The 16,246-nt window shown below is 57.7% G+C and carries 17 protein-coding genes; 10 read left to right on the top strand and 7 right to left on the bottom strand.

Annotated features, from left to right (window positions below; genetic code table 11):
• Positions 1-13 precede the first annotated feature (13 nt).
• Positions 14-658, top strand: coding sequence for a DUF924 family protein (locus IEX44_RS09835; protein ID WP_188692625.1), 645 nt, complete (start codon positions 14-16; stop codon positions 656-658).
• On the opposite strand, the gene IEX44_RS09830 is transcribed toward IEX44_RS09835, so the two are convergent.
• The 7 genes from IEX44_RS09830 to orn form a co-directional block, all read right to left on the bottom strand.
• Entirely contained in the window at positions 655-1,452 is a 798-nt protein-coding gene (locus IEX44_RS09830) for an ABC transporter ATP-binding protein (RefSeq protein ID WP_229678930.1), read from the bottom strand. The genes IEX44_RS09835 and IEX44_RS09830 overlap by 4 nt on opposite strands.
• Entirely contained in the window at positions 1,445-2,275 is an 831-nt protein-coding gene (locus IEX44_RS09825) for an ABC transporter permease (protein ID WP_188692619.1), read from the bottom strand. Before IEX44_RS09825 ends, IEX44_RS09830 begins: the two co-directional genes overlap by 8 nt.
• Positions 2,276-2,281: 6 nt before the next feature.
• A complete protein-coding gene (locus tag IEX44_RS09820; protein ID WP_188692616.1) occupies positions 2,282-3,250 on the bottom strand; it encodes an ABC transporter substrate-binding protein in 969 nt (322 codons plus the stop codon).
• Between the two features lie 270 nt (positions 3,251-3,520).
• Entirely contained in the window at positions 3,521-4,387 is an 867-nt protein-coding gene (hslO, locus tag IEX44_RS09815; RefSeq protein ID WP_188692615.1) for an Hsp33 family molecular chaperone HslO, read from the bottom strand.
• A 51-nt stretch (positions 4,388-4,438) separates the two neighbouring features.
• Positions 4,439-5,014, bottom strand: a complete 576-nt coding sequence (locus IEX44_RS09810; RefSeq protein ID WP_188692614.1) for an MFS transporter — start codon at positions 5,012-5,014, stop codon at positions 4,439-4,441.
• Entirely contained in the window at positions 5,011-5,514 is a 504-nt protein-coding gene (locus tag IEX44_RS09805) for a CinA family protein (protein WP_188692612.1), read from the bottom strand. Before IEX44_RS09805 ends, IEX44_RS09810 begins: the two co-directional genes overlap by 4 nt.
• A gap of 268 nt (positions 5,515-5,782) precedes the next feature.
• On the bottom strand, positions 5,783-6,352 hold the full coding sequence (orn, locus tag IEX44_RS09800; protein ID WP_188692610.1) for an oligoribonuclease: 570 nt from the start codon (positions 6,350-6,352) through the stop codon (positions 5,783-5,785).
• Between the two features lie 159 nt (positions 6,353-6,511).
• Here orn and IEX44_RS09795 point away from each other — a divergent pair, with 159 nt between their 5' ends.
• The 9 genes from IEX44_RS09795 to IEX44_RS09755 all read left to right on the top strand — a co-directional run.
• Positions 6,512-6,922: a DoxX family protein gene (locus IEX44_RS09795; protein ID WP_188692608.1), complete on the top strand. Its 411-nt coding sequence runs from the start codon at positions 6,512-6,514 to the stop codon at positions 6,920-6,922.
• 139 nt (positions 6,923-7,061) lie between these two features.
• Entirely contained in the window at positions 7,062-7,595 is a 534-nt protein-coding gene (locus IEX44_RS09790; RefSeq protein ID WP_188692605.1) for a sugar dehydrogenase complex small subunit, read from the top strand.
• A gap of 14 nt (positions 7,596-7,609) precedes the next feature.
• Positions 7,610-9,232, top strand: coding sequence for a GMC family oxidoreductase (locus tag IEX44_RS09785; RefSeq protein WP_188692602.1), 1,623 nt, complete (start codon positions 7,610-7,612; stop codon positions 9,230-9,232).
• Between the two features lie 12 nt (positions 9,233-9,244).
• Complete coding sequence (locus IEX44_RS09780; protein WP_188692598.1) at positions 9,245-10,696, top strand: cytochrome c; 1,452 nt, start codon at positions 9,245-9,247, stop codon at positions 10,694-10,696.
• Positions 10,697-10,793: 97 nt separating this feature from the next.
• Entirely contained in the window at positions 10,794-12,041 is a 1,248-nt protein-coding gene (locus tag IEX44_RS09775) for a M48 family metallopeptidase (protein ID WP_188692596.1), read from the top strand.
• A gap of 3 nt (positions 12,042-12,044) precedes the next feature.
• The gene (rsgA, locus tag IEX44_RS09770) at positions 12,045-12,923 is read left to right on the top strand and encodes a ribosome small subunit-dependent GTPase A (protein WP_188692591.1); all 879 of its coding nucleotides are present in this window, start codon (positions 12,045-12,047) and stop codon (positions 12,921-12,923) included.
• 156 nt (positions 12,924-13,079) lie between these two features.
• Entirely contained in the window at positions 13,080-13,826 is a 747-nt protein-coding gene (locus IEX44_RS09765) for an RNA polymerase sigma factor FliA (RefSeq protein WP_188692588.1), read from the top strand.
• Between the two features lie 131 nt (positions 13,827-13,957).
• Positions 13,958-14,695: a flagellar motor protein gene (locus IEX44_RS09760; RefSeq protein ID WP_188692586.1), complete on the top strand. Its 738-nt coding sequence runs from the start codon at positions 13,958-13,960 to the stop codon at positions 14,693-14,695.
• A gap of 165 nt (positions 14,696-14,860) precedes the next feature.
• Positions 14,861-16,246: DNA translocase FtsK (locus IEX44_RS09755; RefSeq protein ID WP_188692581.1), on the top strand; the 1,386-nt coding region annotated here is incomplete at its 3' end.

Raw genomic sequence — 16,246 nt, 5'->3', positions numbered from 1 at the left:
TAACGACGCTGCCATGTCTGACACGCCACTCATTCACCGCGCCAGCCCGGAAGGCAAGGTTAAATCCGGCCGCCGGCCACACAAAGTCACGCCCGATACCGTGCTGGCCTTCTGGTTTGGCTGCCCGGATGACCCGGACTTCAACCAGCCACGCAAAGTGTGGTTTGAGAAAGACGACGCGTTTGATCACGTCATCCGCCGCCACTTTGAAAGTGCATTGCATGATGCCGCCAAAGGCAAGCTTGATGGCTGGGCCAAAGACCCGCAAGGCGCGCTGGCGCTGGTGATCCTGCTGGATCAGTTCAGCCGCAACCTGTACCGGGACTCCGCCCAGGCCTTTGCGCAAGATGAACATGCCCGGCATTGGGCTGAGGTGGCCATCCAGAACGGCTGGGACAAGCAGGTTGCGCCGGTACAGCGGGTGTTTTTCTATCTGCCGCTGGAGCACTCAGAAGACCTGGTACATCAGCACCGCTGTGTTTTTCTGATGGCGCAGTTCAAAGACGATCCGGAGATGCAAAGCTATTACGAGTTTGCGGTGAAGCATCATGCTGTGATTGAGGCGTTTGGGCGGTTTCCGCATCGCAATGCGGTCTTGGGCCGGGAGAATACGGCGGAGGAAGAGGCTCACCTGGCGCAGCCAGGGAGCGGGTTTTAATCCACCGTCAACCCACGCACCTCCGCCTCCTGGTGCCGTTCCTGTTCATGCATCACCACTTCTGCCAGTTGCCGTTTCAGCGCGTTGAACTCAGCCGAACTGGCATCGCGCGGGCGCGGTAAATCCACTGCGATATCCAGCTTCACCGTGCCTGGCCGGTATGAGAGCGCGATGATCCGGTCGGCCAGGTAGATCGATTCTTCGATGCTGTGCGTGACAAACAGCACTGTTTTTCTCAGGGACGCCTGAATCTTCAAGAGTTCATCTTGCAGGCTGCGGCGGGTAAGTGCATCCAGCGCGCCAAAGGGTTCATCCATCAGCATGATGGGGGAATCGAGCGCCAGAATCCGCGCAATGGCCACACGCTGACGCATGCCACCAGATAAATCCTTGGGAAAGCGATCTTTGAATTCAGTGAGGCGCAGCGTTTCCAGTAGCCGATCTACCGTTTGTTTGATGGTCGCGACGGGTGTTTTGCGGATTTGCAGGCCGAAGCCGATGTTCTGCGCGACAGTCATCCACGGAAACAGCGCGTATTCCTGGAAGACCATGCCGCGATCCGGGCCGGTATCGGTCACTGGTTTGCCTTCGACCAGTATCTGCCCGCTGGTAACCAGAGAAAACCCCGCCACGGCGTTCAATAACGTGGATTTACCGCAGCCCGAGGGCCCTAGCAGGCAGACAAACTGCCCAGCCGGAATATCAATACTGATGTCGCGCAGGGCTTCAATATCACCGCCGGCAGAGGTGAACACTTTGCTGGCGTGCGCAATGCGGATTTGCGGTTCAGCCACGGTCACGCTCCAGGCCACGGTGCCAACGCAGCAGATGGTTGTTAATACGGGCCATGATCAGATCGATCGCAAGGCCAATCAGGCCAATGCTGAGCATGCCGGCGATAATCTTGTCGGACCAGAAGTACTCGCGTGCTTCCAGGATTCTAAAACCCAGGCCGTTGTTCACGGCGATCATCTCCGCCACGATCACCACAATAAACGCCGTACCCATGCCGATGCGCGCGCCGGACAAGATATACGGCGTGGCAGCCGGCATGATCACCCGCGTAAATAGCGTAAAGCGGTCTGCGCCCAGATTGCGCGCGGCACGCAAGTAAATGACATCCACATGCTGTACGCCGGCAATGGTGTTCATCAACACCGGAAAAAACGCACCTAACGCAATCAGAAAGATGGCCGGGGGGTTACCAAGGCCAAACCACAAGATCGACAGCGGGATAAACGCGATGGGCGGGATAGGCCGGATGAGTTGAACAAGCGGGTTGAACCAGTCATTCACGCGGGTACTCGCACCCATCGCCAACCCCAACGGCAGTGCCAGCACAGTGCCAATGACAAAGCCGGACACCACGCGGGTCAGGCTACCGATGGCGTCACGGATCAGCTCGCCCGAAAACAACCAGGCCAGCCTGCCGCCACTGGCCGGATCGTAGGGATCAGCCGGGGTCAGATAGGCCCACCAGCGCACCACCACCTGAACTGGCGATGGCAAGACCTGCGGGTTGATCCATTTGAGGGTTGCCGCCAACTGCCACAAGATCAACAGCACCAGTGGCACCCACACGCCGCGCAGCGCGGCTTTATAACGGGATTCAGCCACACTGCCTCACTTCACATTGAGCGACTTTTTGGCCTGATCCAGCAGATCAAGCTTCACCCAGTCTTTGGCGACTGGCGGTTTGGCCATGCGCCCTACCCCGTACTTGACCATGAAGTCTGTGGTGGTCTGGATATGCTCCACCGTCAGTTCATAGGCAAACGGCGAGTTTTCGATGGCGTCTTTGTAGTCGTCGGCGGTAATCTGGCCCTTGAACATATTGCTGACGACATAGTTCTGCGCCAGTTTGGGATCATCCATAAACGCGCGGGTGGACTGCACAAAACATTTCATGAACTTGGCCGCCAAAGGCTTGTTGTTATAGAGCTTTTCCGTCATCACCAAGGTACGGATGGGTTCCCCCATGGGCGTGTCATACGGCTTGAGCAGTTCCGTGCCAAAGCCCTTGTTGATGGCTTGCGATGCTTGCGGTTCGGATTGCGCCATACCGTCGATCTGCTTTTGCATCAGCGCCTGGTTCAGATCAGCAAATGGCAGATAGACAATCTGCACGTCTTTGCCGGGTTGGTCAGACCAGGTCAGTCCCGCTTTGGCCAGTTCGGCCAACAACAAGAGTTCTTGCGCCCCACCGCGTGCCACGCCGATCTTCTTCCCTTTCATGTCGGCCACCTTCTTGATGGGCGAACCTGCTGCCACCACAATGCGCGCGCCACCTTTGGCAAAACCCGCCACAGCGTAGATCGGCGCACCGCCGGCCCGCCCGGCAATGGCGGCATCGGCCGCACTGGCCGCGACATCGATATCCCCTGCCACAATGGCCGGCATGATATCGAGCCCCTTGGCGAACATGCGCTCTTCAATCTTGATGCCACATTTGGGCGCCAGTTCTTTCATATAAGAGATCGCGCCGTAGTGGGCGAATTTGAGGTTGCCAAGGCGGATGACATCATCGTCACTGAACGCCTGACTGGCCGTTGCAGCCAGCACCATTCCTGCCAGAAACCAGCGAGCCTGCATGCTTTACTCCTGAAATCAGAATCCGGTTTGCCCAAGGCCGGAACCGCACCAGCCTCACAAAAACGTCTTTATTTCATGAACTTGCGTGATACTGCCGGTTTGAAGCGGGCCATATCACCAATGCATAAGCTGTTGTCATTGTGGCTGAACAGCCGGCAATTGGCAGAAGATGCGGGAAATCTTGTAGCGCCGCTGTGGCATATACGGCGCGGCGGGCAACAAAAAAGGCGCCTGCAGGCGCCTTTTTTCGGGTGACCGATCAACGGGTCATCAATGTACTTGCGGACCTGGAGGCACCGGGGCTGCGCCCGTGAAGAGTTGCGCGACATCGACGGCGTCAAACTCATATTCCTTGCCACAGAATTCGCAGGTTACGTCGACCTTCTTGCGCTCTTCAATCACGCTTTCCACTTCTTCGCGACCCACCATCTTGAGCATGCCGCCGACGCGCTCACGTGAGCAGGTGCAAGCAAAGCGCGGGGTTTGCGGATCAAATACGCGGACGATTTCCTGGTGAAACAGGCGGTACAACACATCACGCGGGGCCAGCCCCAACAGTTCATCGTCGGTGATGGTTTCAGCCAGTTTCTGCACGCGATCCCAGGCATCGGCGTCGCCCTTTCCCGCCGGCATTTTTTGCACCAGCAAACCCGCTGCGCCACCGTTCTGGCTGGTCAGCCACATGCGGGTTTCCAGTTGTTCGGAATGCTGCATGTAATGTTCAATGATTTGCGCGACCGTCTGACCCGCTTCATAGGCCACGATGCCCTGATAGGTTTCGCCTTCGTCCGGGTCCAGCGTGATGATAAAACGGCCTTTGCCCAGCAAATCACCCAGTTCTGCATCCGGAATATCGCCATCCCAACGTGCAGTGGCACGCAGCGTCATATCGCTGGTGCATTCCACCACAATCAGCTTTACCGGGCCGGAGCCGTGCAGTTGCATGATCATGGTGCCTTCAAACTTGAGCGTGGCCGACAACAGCGCGGCCGCAGCCATCAGTTCGCCAATGCGCTTTTGCAGCACGGGCGGGTAGTTGTGACGGCTCATGACTTCATGCACGGTATCGTGCAGTTGCACGACTTCACCGCGCACGGGTGCTTCTTCAAATACAAATCGTTCCAGAATGTCTTGCATGATGTATTCCTGATTGCCTTGGCTGGCTGATTCCGGGATCAACCTGGCAAATTACGATTTTGCCAGGTCAATGGTATAGCTGGTCATGGGCAGCGATGAATTCACGTCAAACGCGCAACCGGCTTCCACGCCGATCCGCGCCAGTTCCGCTGCATCCATTTCCGGGTTGTCATAATGTGCATGGATGGCACCCAGCGCGTAGTCAGCGCCGCTGCCGATGGCCCAGAACCGACTGTATTCGTAGACCTCACGCAGGCTGAAAATGCCATAAATGCCATGCGGATTGGCCAGCAACACGGTCATCTGGCTAGATTCATAGGGGTCGTTGTCTTCCTCTTCGGTTTTGAGGAAGAAATCGTCTTTCAGTTTAACGTGCAGTTTGCGAAAGCTCTCAAAAATGGCCGGACGGCTGCTGAAGTCCAGCTTTTTGGGCTTCTTGAGCACGGCCTGCAAGACAAGGTCATGCGCGGCGCTACCGGAGATCGCAAAATACCCGCCATGTGCTTCAAAAATCTTGTTCCATTGTGCATCCAGCCCCGCACCGAGACGGGTTTCGCCAAAGGTGGATTGACTATCCGCCGCAATGGCGACCTGGTTTCCTTTACGGACTACCACAACCGTGGTCATTGATTATCCTTGATGAATGCGATGAGTTTACGCAGCGCGTGTTGCACTGTGGCTGCACGCACGGCGTGACGGTCACCGCTGAAAATCTTGCGTTCTGTTTCTATACCCATGGGCGTAGCCCAGGCAAACCAGACTGTACCGACCGGTTTTTCTGCCGAGCCACCACCCGGACCAGCCACACCAGATACGGCAACAGCCCATTGCGCCCGCGCCGCATCGGCGGCGCCTTGCGCCATGGCCGCCACAACGGGTTCGCTCACGGCCCCCACGGTTTCCAGGAACAAGGGTGGCACGGCCAGCATATCGACCTTGGCGCTGTTGGCGTAGGTGACAAAACCGCGCTCGAACCAGCTACTGGAACCGGGTACGTCGGTAATCGCGCCAGCGATCAACCCGCCCGTACATGATTCGGCAGTGGTGACCGTTTGACCGTGAGCCATGAGCAAATGGCCGAGTTCTTCGGCCAGCACGTAAGTGGGGTAAGTGGCGTCTTGCGGCATATTTTCAATATGTGGAGGTGAGTCGGTTTACTTCGTAGCCTGGATGAAGCGGTCGCGGGAATCCAGTTGTGCTGCTGCATGAGGACCGCAGTGCTGGCTGTTTTTCACTGCCTTGTCACGCCCTCTGCTGACTCGTCATTCCGGCCCTGAACCGGAATCCAGTGGGGCCGGAACAACCCCGTTTTCTGACGAAAGCCATGGTCAGTCCGCGTTACCGCCCTGCCAAAAACACAGGCCCGCAACAGCGGGCCAGTCATGCGTCAGACCATCAATCCACAATCAGCGGTGCGGCAGGTACACGCAGGAAGTGTTCACGGTAGAACTTGAGTTCTTCGATTGACTCGTGAATATCTGCCAGCGCTGTGTGCTTGCCTTGTTTTTTGAACTGGCGGGCGATTTCCGGCTGCCAGCGTTTGCACAGTTCTTTGAGCGTGGAGACATCCAGATTGCGGTAGTGAAACCATTCTTCCAGTTGCGGCATGCCACGGGCCATAAAGCGGCGATCCTGGCAGATGGAGTTGCCACACATGGGCGAGGTACGCTGCGGCACGTATTGCTGCACAAAAGCCAGTGCTTCGCGTTCAACATCGGCCACGCTCAAGGTCGATGCCTTGATGCGGTCAATCAGGCCAGAGCGGCCATGCGTGCCTTTGTTCCAGTCGTCCATGGCATCCAGCACGCTGTCGGGCTGGTGTACGGCCCAGGATGGGCTTTCGGCAAGGATATTGAGGTGGCTGTCTGTGACGACGATGGCAAGCTCGATGATGCGATCGTTGTCCGGGTCCAGACCGGTCATTTCCATGTCCAGCCAGAGCAGATTGTTCTGGTCTTGTGCCATTGCGCGTTCCTTGCTTGCCTGATTCAGAATGCGCCGATTATAGCGCATCCCTCGCATGCGCCGCGGCCACCTTGACATTGGCATGGCGCTCAACAAGAAAGAAATAGCGGGATAGCCCGATATTGCCCAGGCCAGGCCCGCCCTCACCGGGAGCCCAACATGCCTGCCCCTTTGCCGAATCGTGATGTCAGTCTGCTGGCCGCGCGCATCCTGCTCGCGCTGCTTTATCTTTTAAGTGGTTTTTCCAAAGTCATGGCCTTTGACGGCGCGGTGCAATATGCCGCCTCGCACAACTTGCCTTTACCGCAGGTTGGCATCGTGATTGCCATCGTTGTCGAACTGCCGCTTGCCATCTTGCTGGTGTTGGGCTGGCAGACACGTCTGCTGGCATGGGTCTTTGCCATCTATACCGTGGCCACGGCGCTGTTTTTCCATAACTTCTGGGATGTGGCCGATGCCGCCCAGCATGGCAACCAGTTCATTCATTTCTGGAAGAACATTGCCATTACCGGCGGCTACCTGGCGCTGGCTGGTGCCGGCAGCGGGCGTCTTGCGATCCGGCCGGACTGAATGGCAACGGCGTGCATGTAAGACGATTCCTGCACCATTTGGCGCAGAGTTAACCTTGCTCAGGACGGTTTGCCTGCCGAAACTCAAGAGAATGTTCTGAGCATCTCAGCGACCCCTCGCCGCCTGGAGCGCCCGCACCATGAGTGATCCACACGCAATCCCGCCCGACCAGCCCGCCAGCCCGGCACGCCGCCGCGTGCTACTGGCCACCAGCCTGTTGATTGGCACGCTGGCGGTATCAGGCCGACTGGTGCAAACCGTGTTTGCCGATACGCCGGCGCAGGATGCTGCCTTTTTGCAGTTATCACAGTTATTGACTGGCCGCCCGCAACTGGATGCCACCATCGCCCACCGGTTTTACTCAGCGCTGGGTACAAAAAACAGCCAGCTGGATAGCCAGATTCAAGAGATCGCCGGTGAAGCGCAGACCAACAGTCTGACCAACGCCGATGAACTGCTCGCGGCGCTGGATGCCAACAAGCCGGAACTGGCTAAAACCGCACGCTCCATCGTCGCCGCATGGTATTCCGGCGTGGTGGGTGATGGCCCGGATGCCCTGGTCATTACCTACGCCAATGCCTTGATGTTTGATCTCGTCAAGGATGCCACCATGCCCCCGTCTTACTGCCAGGCTGCGCCTTTGTATTGGTCGGCAAAACCGCCTTTGGCCTGATCCGGAAACCATTCATGCGTGCAAATGATCATTCTGCAGATGTCATCGTTATTGGCTCTGGCGTGGCTGGCGCGCTGGTCGCGCACGACCTCTCTGCCGCCGGTATCTCTGTATTGATGCTGGAAGCCGGCCCACACCTTGAGCGCTGGCGCATTGTTGAGAACTACCGCAACGGAGCCAACAAAGACGACAACCAGCAACCCTACCCTGCGTCTAAACATGCGCCGCATCCGGAATACAAACCGGACAACGATTATTTGATCCTGAAAGGGCCAGACGCCAAGGCATATGCCTCGCAATATCTGCGCGTGGTCGGCGGGACTACCTGGCATTGGGCTGCATCCTGTTGGCGCTTTCTGCCCAACGACTTTCACATGAAACAGGTGTATGGCGTGGGGCGAGACTGGGGGATCAGCTATGACGACCTGGAACCCTGGTACTACAAAGCCGAACTGGAGCTGGGTGTCTCCGGCCCCAACGACGGCACGGACCTGGGCTCGCCGCGCAAGCAGAACTACCCCATGGATCACCTGCCACTTTCGTACAACGACCAGCGGTTTTCGGATGTCCTCAATGCCAACGGTTTCAGGCTGGTGTCGGAACCCGTGGCGCGGAACAGCCGCCCATATGATGAGCGCCCGACCTGCTGCGGCAACAACAACTGCATGCCCATCTGCCCGATCGCGGCGATGTACAGCGGGATAGTTCACGTCCTCAAGGCAGAGCGCGCGGGCACACGTTTGCTGACCAATGCGGTGGTTTACCGGCTTGAAGTTGATGCGCACGACAACATCATCGCCGCGCTGTACAAAGACCCGGAGGGCAACAGCCATCGTGTCACCGGCAAGTACTTTGTGCTGGCGGCCAATGCGCTGGAATCTGCCAAAATCCTGCTGATGTCGAACACTGACAAGTTCGCTAACGGTCTGGCCAATAGTTCAGACCAGGTCGGCCGCAATTTGATGGACCACCCGGGCACGGGGGTGACATTTCTGGCCAACGAACCCTTGTGGCCCGGGCGCGGGCCGATGGAACTGACCTCGATTGTCGATCACCGGGATGGCGATTTCCGGCGTGAGTGGGCCAGCAAGAAACTGCATCTCAACAACCAGTCGCAAACCCGCAAGGCCACGCTCAAGGCGCTATCCATGGGGCTGGCTGGTAAAAAGCTGGATGAGGAAATCCGCTACCGGGCGTCGCACACGGTCAACATCAACAGTTTCCACGACATCCTGCCTGACCCCGACAACCGCCTTGTGTTGTCAGACCAGAAAGATGCGCTCGGCCTGCCACGCATGGAAATCACCTACAAGATTGGCGATTACACCAAACGCAGCGCCGAGCATACGCATGAGTCCTACGCAAAGATCGCGCAGCTGTTTGGGGGCACTGAGGTCACGTTTGATGATGCATTCGCGCCCAACAATCACCTGATGGGTTCAGTCATCATGGGCAGCAACCCCAAAGACTCGGTCGTGGATGGCGATTGTCGTGCTCACGATCACGCCAACCTGTATCTGGCAACCAGCGGGGTGATGGCTTCAGCCGGCAGTGTGAATTGCACGCTGACTATTGCCGCCCTTTCCCTGCGTATTGCCGACACGCTCAAGCGCCAGCTTGGGCATGTCACCACCTGAGGGCATGCCGCCATGACCCATCGTCTTGTTGCGCTTGCCCGGATCACCTTGTGTAGCTTGCTGCTGGCACCCCTGCTGGCGCAGGCCGCCGAGATCAGTACTGAACAAATCAAGCGTGGTGAATATCTCGCCCGTGCAGCTGACTGCATCGCCTGTCACACCGTCCCGCACGGCGGCAAGCCATTTGCGGGCGGTTACGGTATTGCCTCGCCGCTGGGCACTATTTATTCATCCAACATCACACCGTCAACCACAGCAGGTATTGGCAGCTACACGCTGCAGGATTTCGACAACGCGCTACGCAAAGGCATCCGCAAAGATGGTGCCCATCTGTACCCGGCCATGCCGTACACCGCCTACGCCAGGCTGCAACCGGAAGACGTCGAAGCCCTCTATGCCTACCTCATGCATGGTGTAGCCCCCGTTGATATCCAGCCCCAACGCACGCGGCTGCCGTTCCCGTTCAATATCCGGCTCTCCATGGCGGTCTGGAACAGCCTGTTTCTGGACCCGCGTGTCTTCCAGCCTGAGCAAGGCAAGAGTGACCAATACAATCGCGGCAGATATCTGGTGGATGCGCTGGAACACTGCAGCGCCTGCCACACGCCGCGAAACATGATGATGGCAGAGCGCAGCGATGCACCCTTCGCGGGTGGCCAGTTAGGTGCCTGGTATGCGCCCAACATCACCTCTGATCCAGTGAGCGGGGTGGGTGGCTGGTCGCAGGATGAACTGGTCCAGTATCTGAAAACCGGCCATGTCCCGGGCAAAGCCGCCGCCGCGGGGCCTATGGCAGAAGCGGTATCAGACAGCCTTAGCCATCTGACCGACGCCGATCTACAAGCCATGGCAACGTATATCAAAACTCTTGCGCCCATCCGCAACACGGCAGAAACCAAACCCGCCTACGCCTGGGGCGAGGCCGCCCATGATGACGCAACCTTGCGTGGCACATCGGGCGTAACGCAAAGCAGCCACGCCACCAGCCCGGCAGAACTATTCAGTGCCAATTGCGCCACCTGTCATCAGCCCAGCGGTATGGGAACAGCCGACAATGCCTATCCCTCGCTGACCAACAATACGGCGTTAGGCCACGCCAACCCCAGCAACCTCATTGCCGTGATTCTCAATGGTGTGGATCGTCCTTTGCCGGACGGTCGTCACGTATTCATGCCCGGATTTGGTCCGGACAGCATGGTTAATCCGCTGTCTGACGCCGATATCGCTGCGCTGGCCAACTACGCACTCAAACAGTTTGGCAATCAGAACGTGCATGTGACCACGGAGGACGTCGCAACCTCGCGAAAAGGCGGTGAAGCACCACTACTGGCCAAGGTGCCACGCGTCTTGCCGATAGTGCTGGTCGTGTTCGCGCTGTTATTGATACTGGGGAGCTGGCGCTCGGTACGCCAGCGCAATTTACGCCGCGCGGTACGGCCATCACCCACCCCCAGAGCACCGTGAGGCTGCGCGGGATGAAGGCAAAATGTGGCATACTGGCTGTCTACTCTTTTGTCCTGCAAACCCGCGCCAGCCGGCGCATCAGTGATTTTTGGACCGAATGACCTCCACCCAGTTTTCTGCCCTTTTCGTGTTTGCCCTGGTGGCCAGCGTACTGCTGCAATTGTGGCTGGCTGCACGTCAGATCAACCATGTCCGCCGACACCGCGATGCCGTACCAGATGCGTTCGCCGGCAGTATCGTGCTGACTTCGCACCAGCGCGCCGCAGACTATACCGTCGAAAAAACACGCTTTGGCATGGTACATACCGTGTTCGAAGCCATGGTGCTGGCCGCCTTCACCCTGGGCGGAGGTATCGAATGGCTGACTCAGCTGGCACAACACTGGTTTGGTACCGGCATTGCCGCTGGCGTGGCCATGATTGCTCTCGTGGCGATCATCCAGACTCTACTGAGCTTGCCGTTTTCGTGGCATAGCACGTTCGGTATTGAGGCTAAATATGGTTTTAACCAGAGTACTCCGGCCATTTTCTGGGGTGATCTGCTCAAGACTGCTGGCATCGCAGCGGTGCTTGGCCTGCCGCTGGTGACCTTTGTGCTGTGGCTGATGCAGCAAATGGGCGCGCACTGGTGGCTGTGGGTCTGGCTCACCTGGATGGGGTTCAGCCTGTTTGTAATGTGGGTGTTCCCGACCTGGATTGCGCCGTTGTTCAACAAATTTGAGCCGCTACCCGATGAAAGCTTGCGCTTGCGCATCGAAGCGTTGCTCACGCGCTGCGGCTTTGTGGCCAGCGGCATTTTCATGATGGATGGCTCAAAACGTTCCAGCCATGGCAACGCCTATTTCACGGGTCTGGGTAAATCCAAGCGCATCGTGTTCTTTGATACGCTGCTCAAACAACTGGATGGCGACGAGATTGAAGCCGTGCTCGCGCATGAACTGGGTCATTTCAAACGCCGTCATATCATCAAGCGTATCGGTTTTACTTTTGTGCTGATGCTGGGCTTGTTGTGGCTGCTGGGCCAACTGATGCAAACGCCGTGGTTTTATAACGGTCTGGGAGTACAAACCCAAACTACCGCGACCGCGCTGATGCTGTTCTTTATGGTACTGCCCGTGTTTACTTTCCTGTTTGCCCCTTTAGGCTCCTGGCTGTCACGCAAACACGAATTTGAAGCCGATGCCTACGCCGCCGAACAAGCGTCCGCAGGGGATCTGATCAATGCGCTGGTCAAGCTGTACCGCGACAACGCCTCGACGCTCACGCCTGACCCGCTGCACAGTGTTTACTACGACAGTCATCCGCCGGCCAGCCTGCGTGTCGCCGCCCTCAAACGGCTGGCTTGACACATGACAGACAGCGCCCGCATCGTCGCCAGTCATGGTCGTGTCTATATCGTAGAAACGACCGGGGGCCAGCGTCTTTCCGCCAGTGCCCGTGGCAAAAAATCTGACTTTGCCTGTGGTGATCTGGTTGATATCCAGATCCTGAACGGTGAACAAGCAGTGATCGAAAAAGTGCAGCCGCGCACATCGCTGCTATATCGCTCTGATCAATGGCGCTCCAAGCTGATTGCCGCCAATGTCACGCAGATTGTGATCGTGGTGGCGCCCGTACCCAGCTATCTGGATGAGCTGATCGGCCGCACGCTGATTGCAGCAGAATCACAGGACATCACGCCGCTGATCTTGTTGAACAAGTGCGATCTGCCAGAAGCCGCTGCAGCGCGTGAAGCGTTGTCTTATTACGAGAAACTGGGCTATCCGCTACTGGCGCTCTCGGCCAAAGAAGACGTCTCCGCGCTGGGTGAACGGCTGGAGGGTCATATCTCTGTGCTGGTGGGCCAGTCAGGGATGGGCAAATCTACACTGTTGAATGCCCTGATCCCGGAAGCCAGAGCGCGGGTAAACGATATCTCTACCGCGCTCGATAGCGGCAAGCACACCACCACGCATGCCACGCTCTATCACCTGGATGAACGCTCTGACTTGATCGACTCACCCGGGGTGCAGTCGTTTGGCCTTGCTCATATCAAGGAAGAAACCCTGCCCGGGCTGATGCCGGATTTCAGCCCGTTTGTAGGACAGTGCCGCTTTCATAATTGTCGCCACCGCCAGGAGCCTGACTGCGCCATGCGCCAGGCCGTGACTGACGGTGCAATTGCCCCTGCCCGACTGGCCCTGCTACAGCGTCTGCAAGATGAGTTGGCGCAAGGCAATGCCTGGTAAAAGGCCCAAAAGCTTACAAGCGGGTTGCCGAGCATGGGTGATTGATATGACAATCAAGTAGCAACAGCGCCCCGAAGGGCGGCCTGATCGCGCACAAGCGCAGCATGCCGCACCCGATTTGTTATATTGATATTGCCGTAATCCGCAGCCTTGCCAATGCCCGCACAACGCGCTTTGCACCTTTACAAACAAACCCAGAACGCCGGTGACGACGATCGGGTTACCAGGCATGCGCCGCTGGTCAAGCGTATCGCTTACCACATGGTGTCGCGTCTGCCAGCCAGCGTGGATGTTGAAGACCTGATTCAGGTGGGCCTGATGGGCTTGATGGAGGCAGCACGCAATTTCGATCCATCGACCGGTGTGCAGTTTGAGACCTTTGCCTCACAACGTATTCGTGGTGCCATGCTTGATGAACTGCGCAATGCAGACTGGGCGTCACGCCAGACCCGCCGCAACATGCGGGAGATCGAAAACGCACTGGCTACCCTGGAGCATCAGTTAGGCCGCGCACCGACAGAGAGCGAAATCGCGCGCTCCATGGGCTTACCGCTGGATGAATACCAGCGCATGCTGGCCGACGCACGTGGCCATCAGTTGGTGTACTACGAAGATTTTGAAGACGAAGACGAGCACAACAACTATCTGGATCAGGTCGCGGCGGATCATACTGCCAACCCCTTCAACCAGATTGCCGATGCCGGCTTCAGAAGCATGTTGATTGAAGGCATCAAGAAACTTCCTGAACGTGAACAGCTCGTCATGGCGCTGTACTACGATGAAGAATTGAACCTGAAAGAAATCGGCGCCGTATTGGGCGTCACTGAATCACGCGTGTCACAGTTGCACAGTCAGGCCATCGGCCGGCTGCGCACGCAGCTTAAAGACTGGTTGCATCGCTGATCGTGTCTTATTGGTCAGTGCGATACCGGTATTGGTCATTGATCAAAGCAAATTGATTTAAAGTAAGTACGCAATTAAAGAAAACACGGCTGCCGCCGAAATAACCTGAACAACAATGACCCTCCCGGCGCATGGATAAAATCAGTGTCATCGGCCTCTTGCTGGGCCTCGTCGCCATTACTCTCGGCCAGTGGCTGGAGGGTGGCCACATCGGCTCCCTGCTGCAATTCACCGCTTTCCTGATTGTGATTGGCGGCACCGCCGGTGCCGTCATGCTGCAAAGCCGTGTCGTGGATTTTGTCGCCGGCATGCGCATGGTCAAGTGGGTCTTTATCCCGCCCGCCCACGATTTCCGCCGCATTCTCAATACCTTGACCACCTGGAGCCAGCAAGCACGCCGCGCCGGCCTCTTGGGGCTGGAGCAATTTGTTCAGAGCGAGAAAGACCCGTTCGTCAAACGTGGCCTGCAAATGCTGGTTGATGGCGCAGAACCGGAAACCATCCGTCACGCCATGGAACTGGATATCGACGCGTGGGAGCTTCACGCAAAGGCTGCAGCCAAGATCTGGGAAGCCGCAGGCGGCTACGCACCCACCATCGGCATTCTGGGCGCTGTGCTGGGCTTGATCCACGTCATGGAAAACCTCTCTGACCCTTCCCGGCTGGGCGCGGGCATTGCAGTGGCCTTTGTGGCGACCATTTACGGCGTGGGCTCGGCCAACCTGATCTTCTTGCCGATCGCCAACAAGCTCAAATTTCATATCGGCACCGAAGTTCGCCGTCGTGAAATGCTGACCGAGGGCCTGATCACCATCGCCAATGGTGAAAACCCCCGCATGATGGAAAGCAAGCTGGCGGCATACCTGTAACACCAGCCCCATCGCCAGACAGGTGTCTTAACTGTGCGACACCCTTCTGCCACCTAACCGGTGAGTCGCCCCAATATCAACGATTTACGGCTGGTGACGCCTGTCACAGCCCGCTTGTCGTTATAATCCCCAAGTCTCATTATTCCGGCCCCAGCTCCAGGTCACATGGCTTTCTTTCGCAAGAAAAATGTCTCTAACGCCTCGTCGCGTTCTGCGTTGCCACCGCAACTGGCCAACGTGTTGCGTGAATCGTGGTGGTTACTGCTGGTCGCGGCAGTCCTTTACCTGGTGTTGGCCCTGGCAACCTGGCACGCGGCAGACCCTGGCTGGTCACACAGTGCCACTCGAGCCGATGTGCACAACCGCGGCGGTCTCTTTGGCGCCTATCTCTCTGACATCCTGCTCTCTGTGTTCGGCTTTTCCGCCTGGTGGTGGGTCGCGTTTTTGTTTGCGGCCATCTGGTGGGGCTATCGCAGGCTGGATCGCGTAAGTGAATCCTCGCGCCCGGTAGTGTTTCTGGCTTGCATTGGTTTTCTGGCCATTATTTTGTCCAGTTGCAGCATGGAAGCGCTGCGGCTGCACTCGATTCATTTCAGCCTGCCTCTTTCCCCCGGCGGCGTTCTGGGGCTGGCGCTGGGCGGCTGGCTGTATCACGCACTGGGCTTTACCGGCGCCACCGTTGCCCTGGCTGCCCTGTGGGCGGTTGGCGTTTCTTTGTTTACCGGCTTATCCTGGCTCGATCTGATGGAGCGTATTGGCGCCATCGTGGAGTGGGTCGTCCTCAAGGTTATCGACACCTGGCAAGCGGCACAGGACCGGCGCATTGGCCGACAGGCTTCTGTCGCGCGTGAAGAGCGCGTGAGTGTCGAGAAGAAAAAGAAAGACGAAGCACCACCGCTGGTGATTTCTGAACCGGTGATGGAAATCCCGGTTGCCAAGGCCGTGGTGAAGGCGGAAGAAAAGAAAGCGGTGCAGGAACAGAAGAAGGCTGCGCAGCCTTCGTTGTTTGAATTCACCGACTTGCCGCCCGGCGAGGCCGCCCTGCCCGCGCTCAACCTGCTGACGCCGCCCGTTGCGGCACAAGAAACCATCAGCCACGAAACACTGGAATTCACGAGCCGGTTGATTGAACGCAAGTTGGCGGACTTCAACGTCGAAGTCAAAGTCATCGCCGCTTACCCCGGCCCGGTCATCACCCGTTACGAGATCGACCCCGCAACGGGTGTAAAAGGCTCACAGATCGTGAACCTGATGAAAGATCTGGCCCGCGCGCTGGGTCTGGTGTCGATTCGTGTGGTGGAAACCATCCCCGGCAAGACCTGCATGGGGCTGGAACTCCCCAACCCAACCCGGCAAATGATCCGCCTCTCCGAGATCCTGAGTTCCGAGTCTTTCCATACCCAAAGCTCCAGACTGACCATGGCCCTGGGCAAGGACATCACCGGCAAGCCGGTGGTGACCGATCTGGCCAAGGCACCGCACATGCTGGTGGCGGGTACCACGGGTTCGGGCAAGTCGGTCGGTGTGAATGCGATGATCCTGTCGCTGCTG

Origin of the sequence: Silvimonas amylolytica (assembly GCF_014645555.1) — a bacterium.
Classification (GTDB): domain Bacteria; phylum Pseudomonadota; class Gammaproteobacteria; order Burkholderiales; family Chitinibacteraceae; genus Silvimonas; species Silvimonas amylolytica.
Note: the sequence above shows the minus strand (reverse complement) of the source record. Positions and strands in the feature narration are given on the sequence as shown.

Bases quoted from the DNA above. Each gene is read 5' to 3' on its own strand.
- IEX44_RS09760 (WP_188692586.1), top strand. From the start codon at position 13,958: ATGGATAAAATCAGTGTCATCGGCCTCTTGCTGGGCCTCGTCGCCATT.
- IEX44_RS09805 (WP_188692612.1), bottom strand. From the start codon at position 5,514: ATGCCGCAAGACGCCACTTACCCCACTTACGTGCTGGCCGAAGAACTC.
- IEX44_RS09810 (WP_188692614.1), bottom strand. From the start codon at position 5,014: ATGACCACGGTTGTGGTAGTCCGTAAAGGAAACCAGGTCGCCATTGCG.
- IEX44_RS09785 (WP_188692602.1), top strand. From the start codon at position 7,610: ATGCGTGCAAATGATCATTCTGCAGATGTCATCGTTATTGGCTCTGGC.
- IEX44_RS09775 (WP_188692596.1), top strand. From the start codon at position 10,794: ATGACCTCCACCCAGTTTTCTGCCCTTTTCGTGTTTGCCCTGGTGGCC.
- IEX44_RS09795 (WP_188692608.1), top strand. From the start codon at position 6,512: ATGCCTGCCCCTTTGCCGAATCGTGATGTCAGTCTGCTGGCCGCGCGC.
- IEX44_RS09790 (WP_188692605.1), top strand. From the start codon at position 7,062: ATGAGTGATCCACACGCAATCCCGCCCGACCAGCCCGCCAGCCCGGCA.
- IEX44_RS09765 (WP_188692588.1), top strand. From the start codon at position 13,080: ATGCCCGCACAACGCGCTTTGCACCTTTACAAACAAACCCAGAACGCC.
- IEX44_RS09835 (WP_188692625.1), top strand. From the start codon at position 14: ATGTCTGACACGCCACTCATTCACCGCGCCAGCCCGGAAGGCAAGGTT.
- IEX44_RS09780 (WP_188692598.1), top strand. From the start codon at position 9,245: ATGACCCATCGTCTTGTTGCGCTTGCCCGGATCACCTTGTGTAGCTTG.
- rsgA (WP_188692591.1), top strand. From the start codon at position 12,045: ATGACAGACAGCGCCCGCATCGTCGCCAGTCATGGTCGTGTCTATATC.
- IEX44_RS09820 (WP_188692616.1), bottom strand. From the start codon at position 3,250: ATGCAGGCTCGCTGGTTTCTGGCAGGAATGGTGCTGGCTGCAACGGCC.
- hslO (WP_188692615.1), bottom strand. From the start codon at position 4,387: ATGCAAGACATTCTGGAACGATTTGTATTTGAAGAAGCACCCGTGCGC.
- orn (WP_188692610.1), bottom strand. From the start codon at position 6,352: ATGGCACAAGACCAGAACAATCTGCTCTGGCTGGACATGGAAATGACC.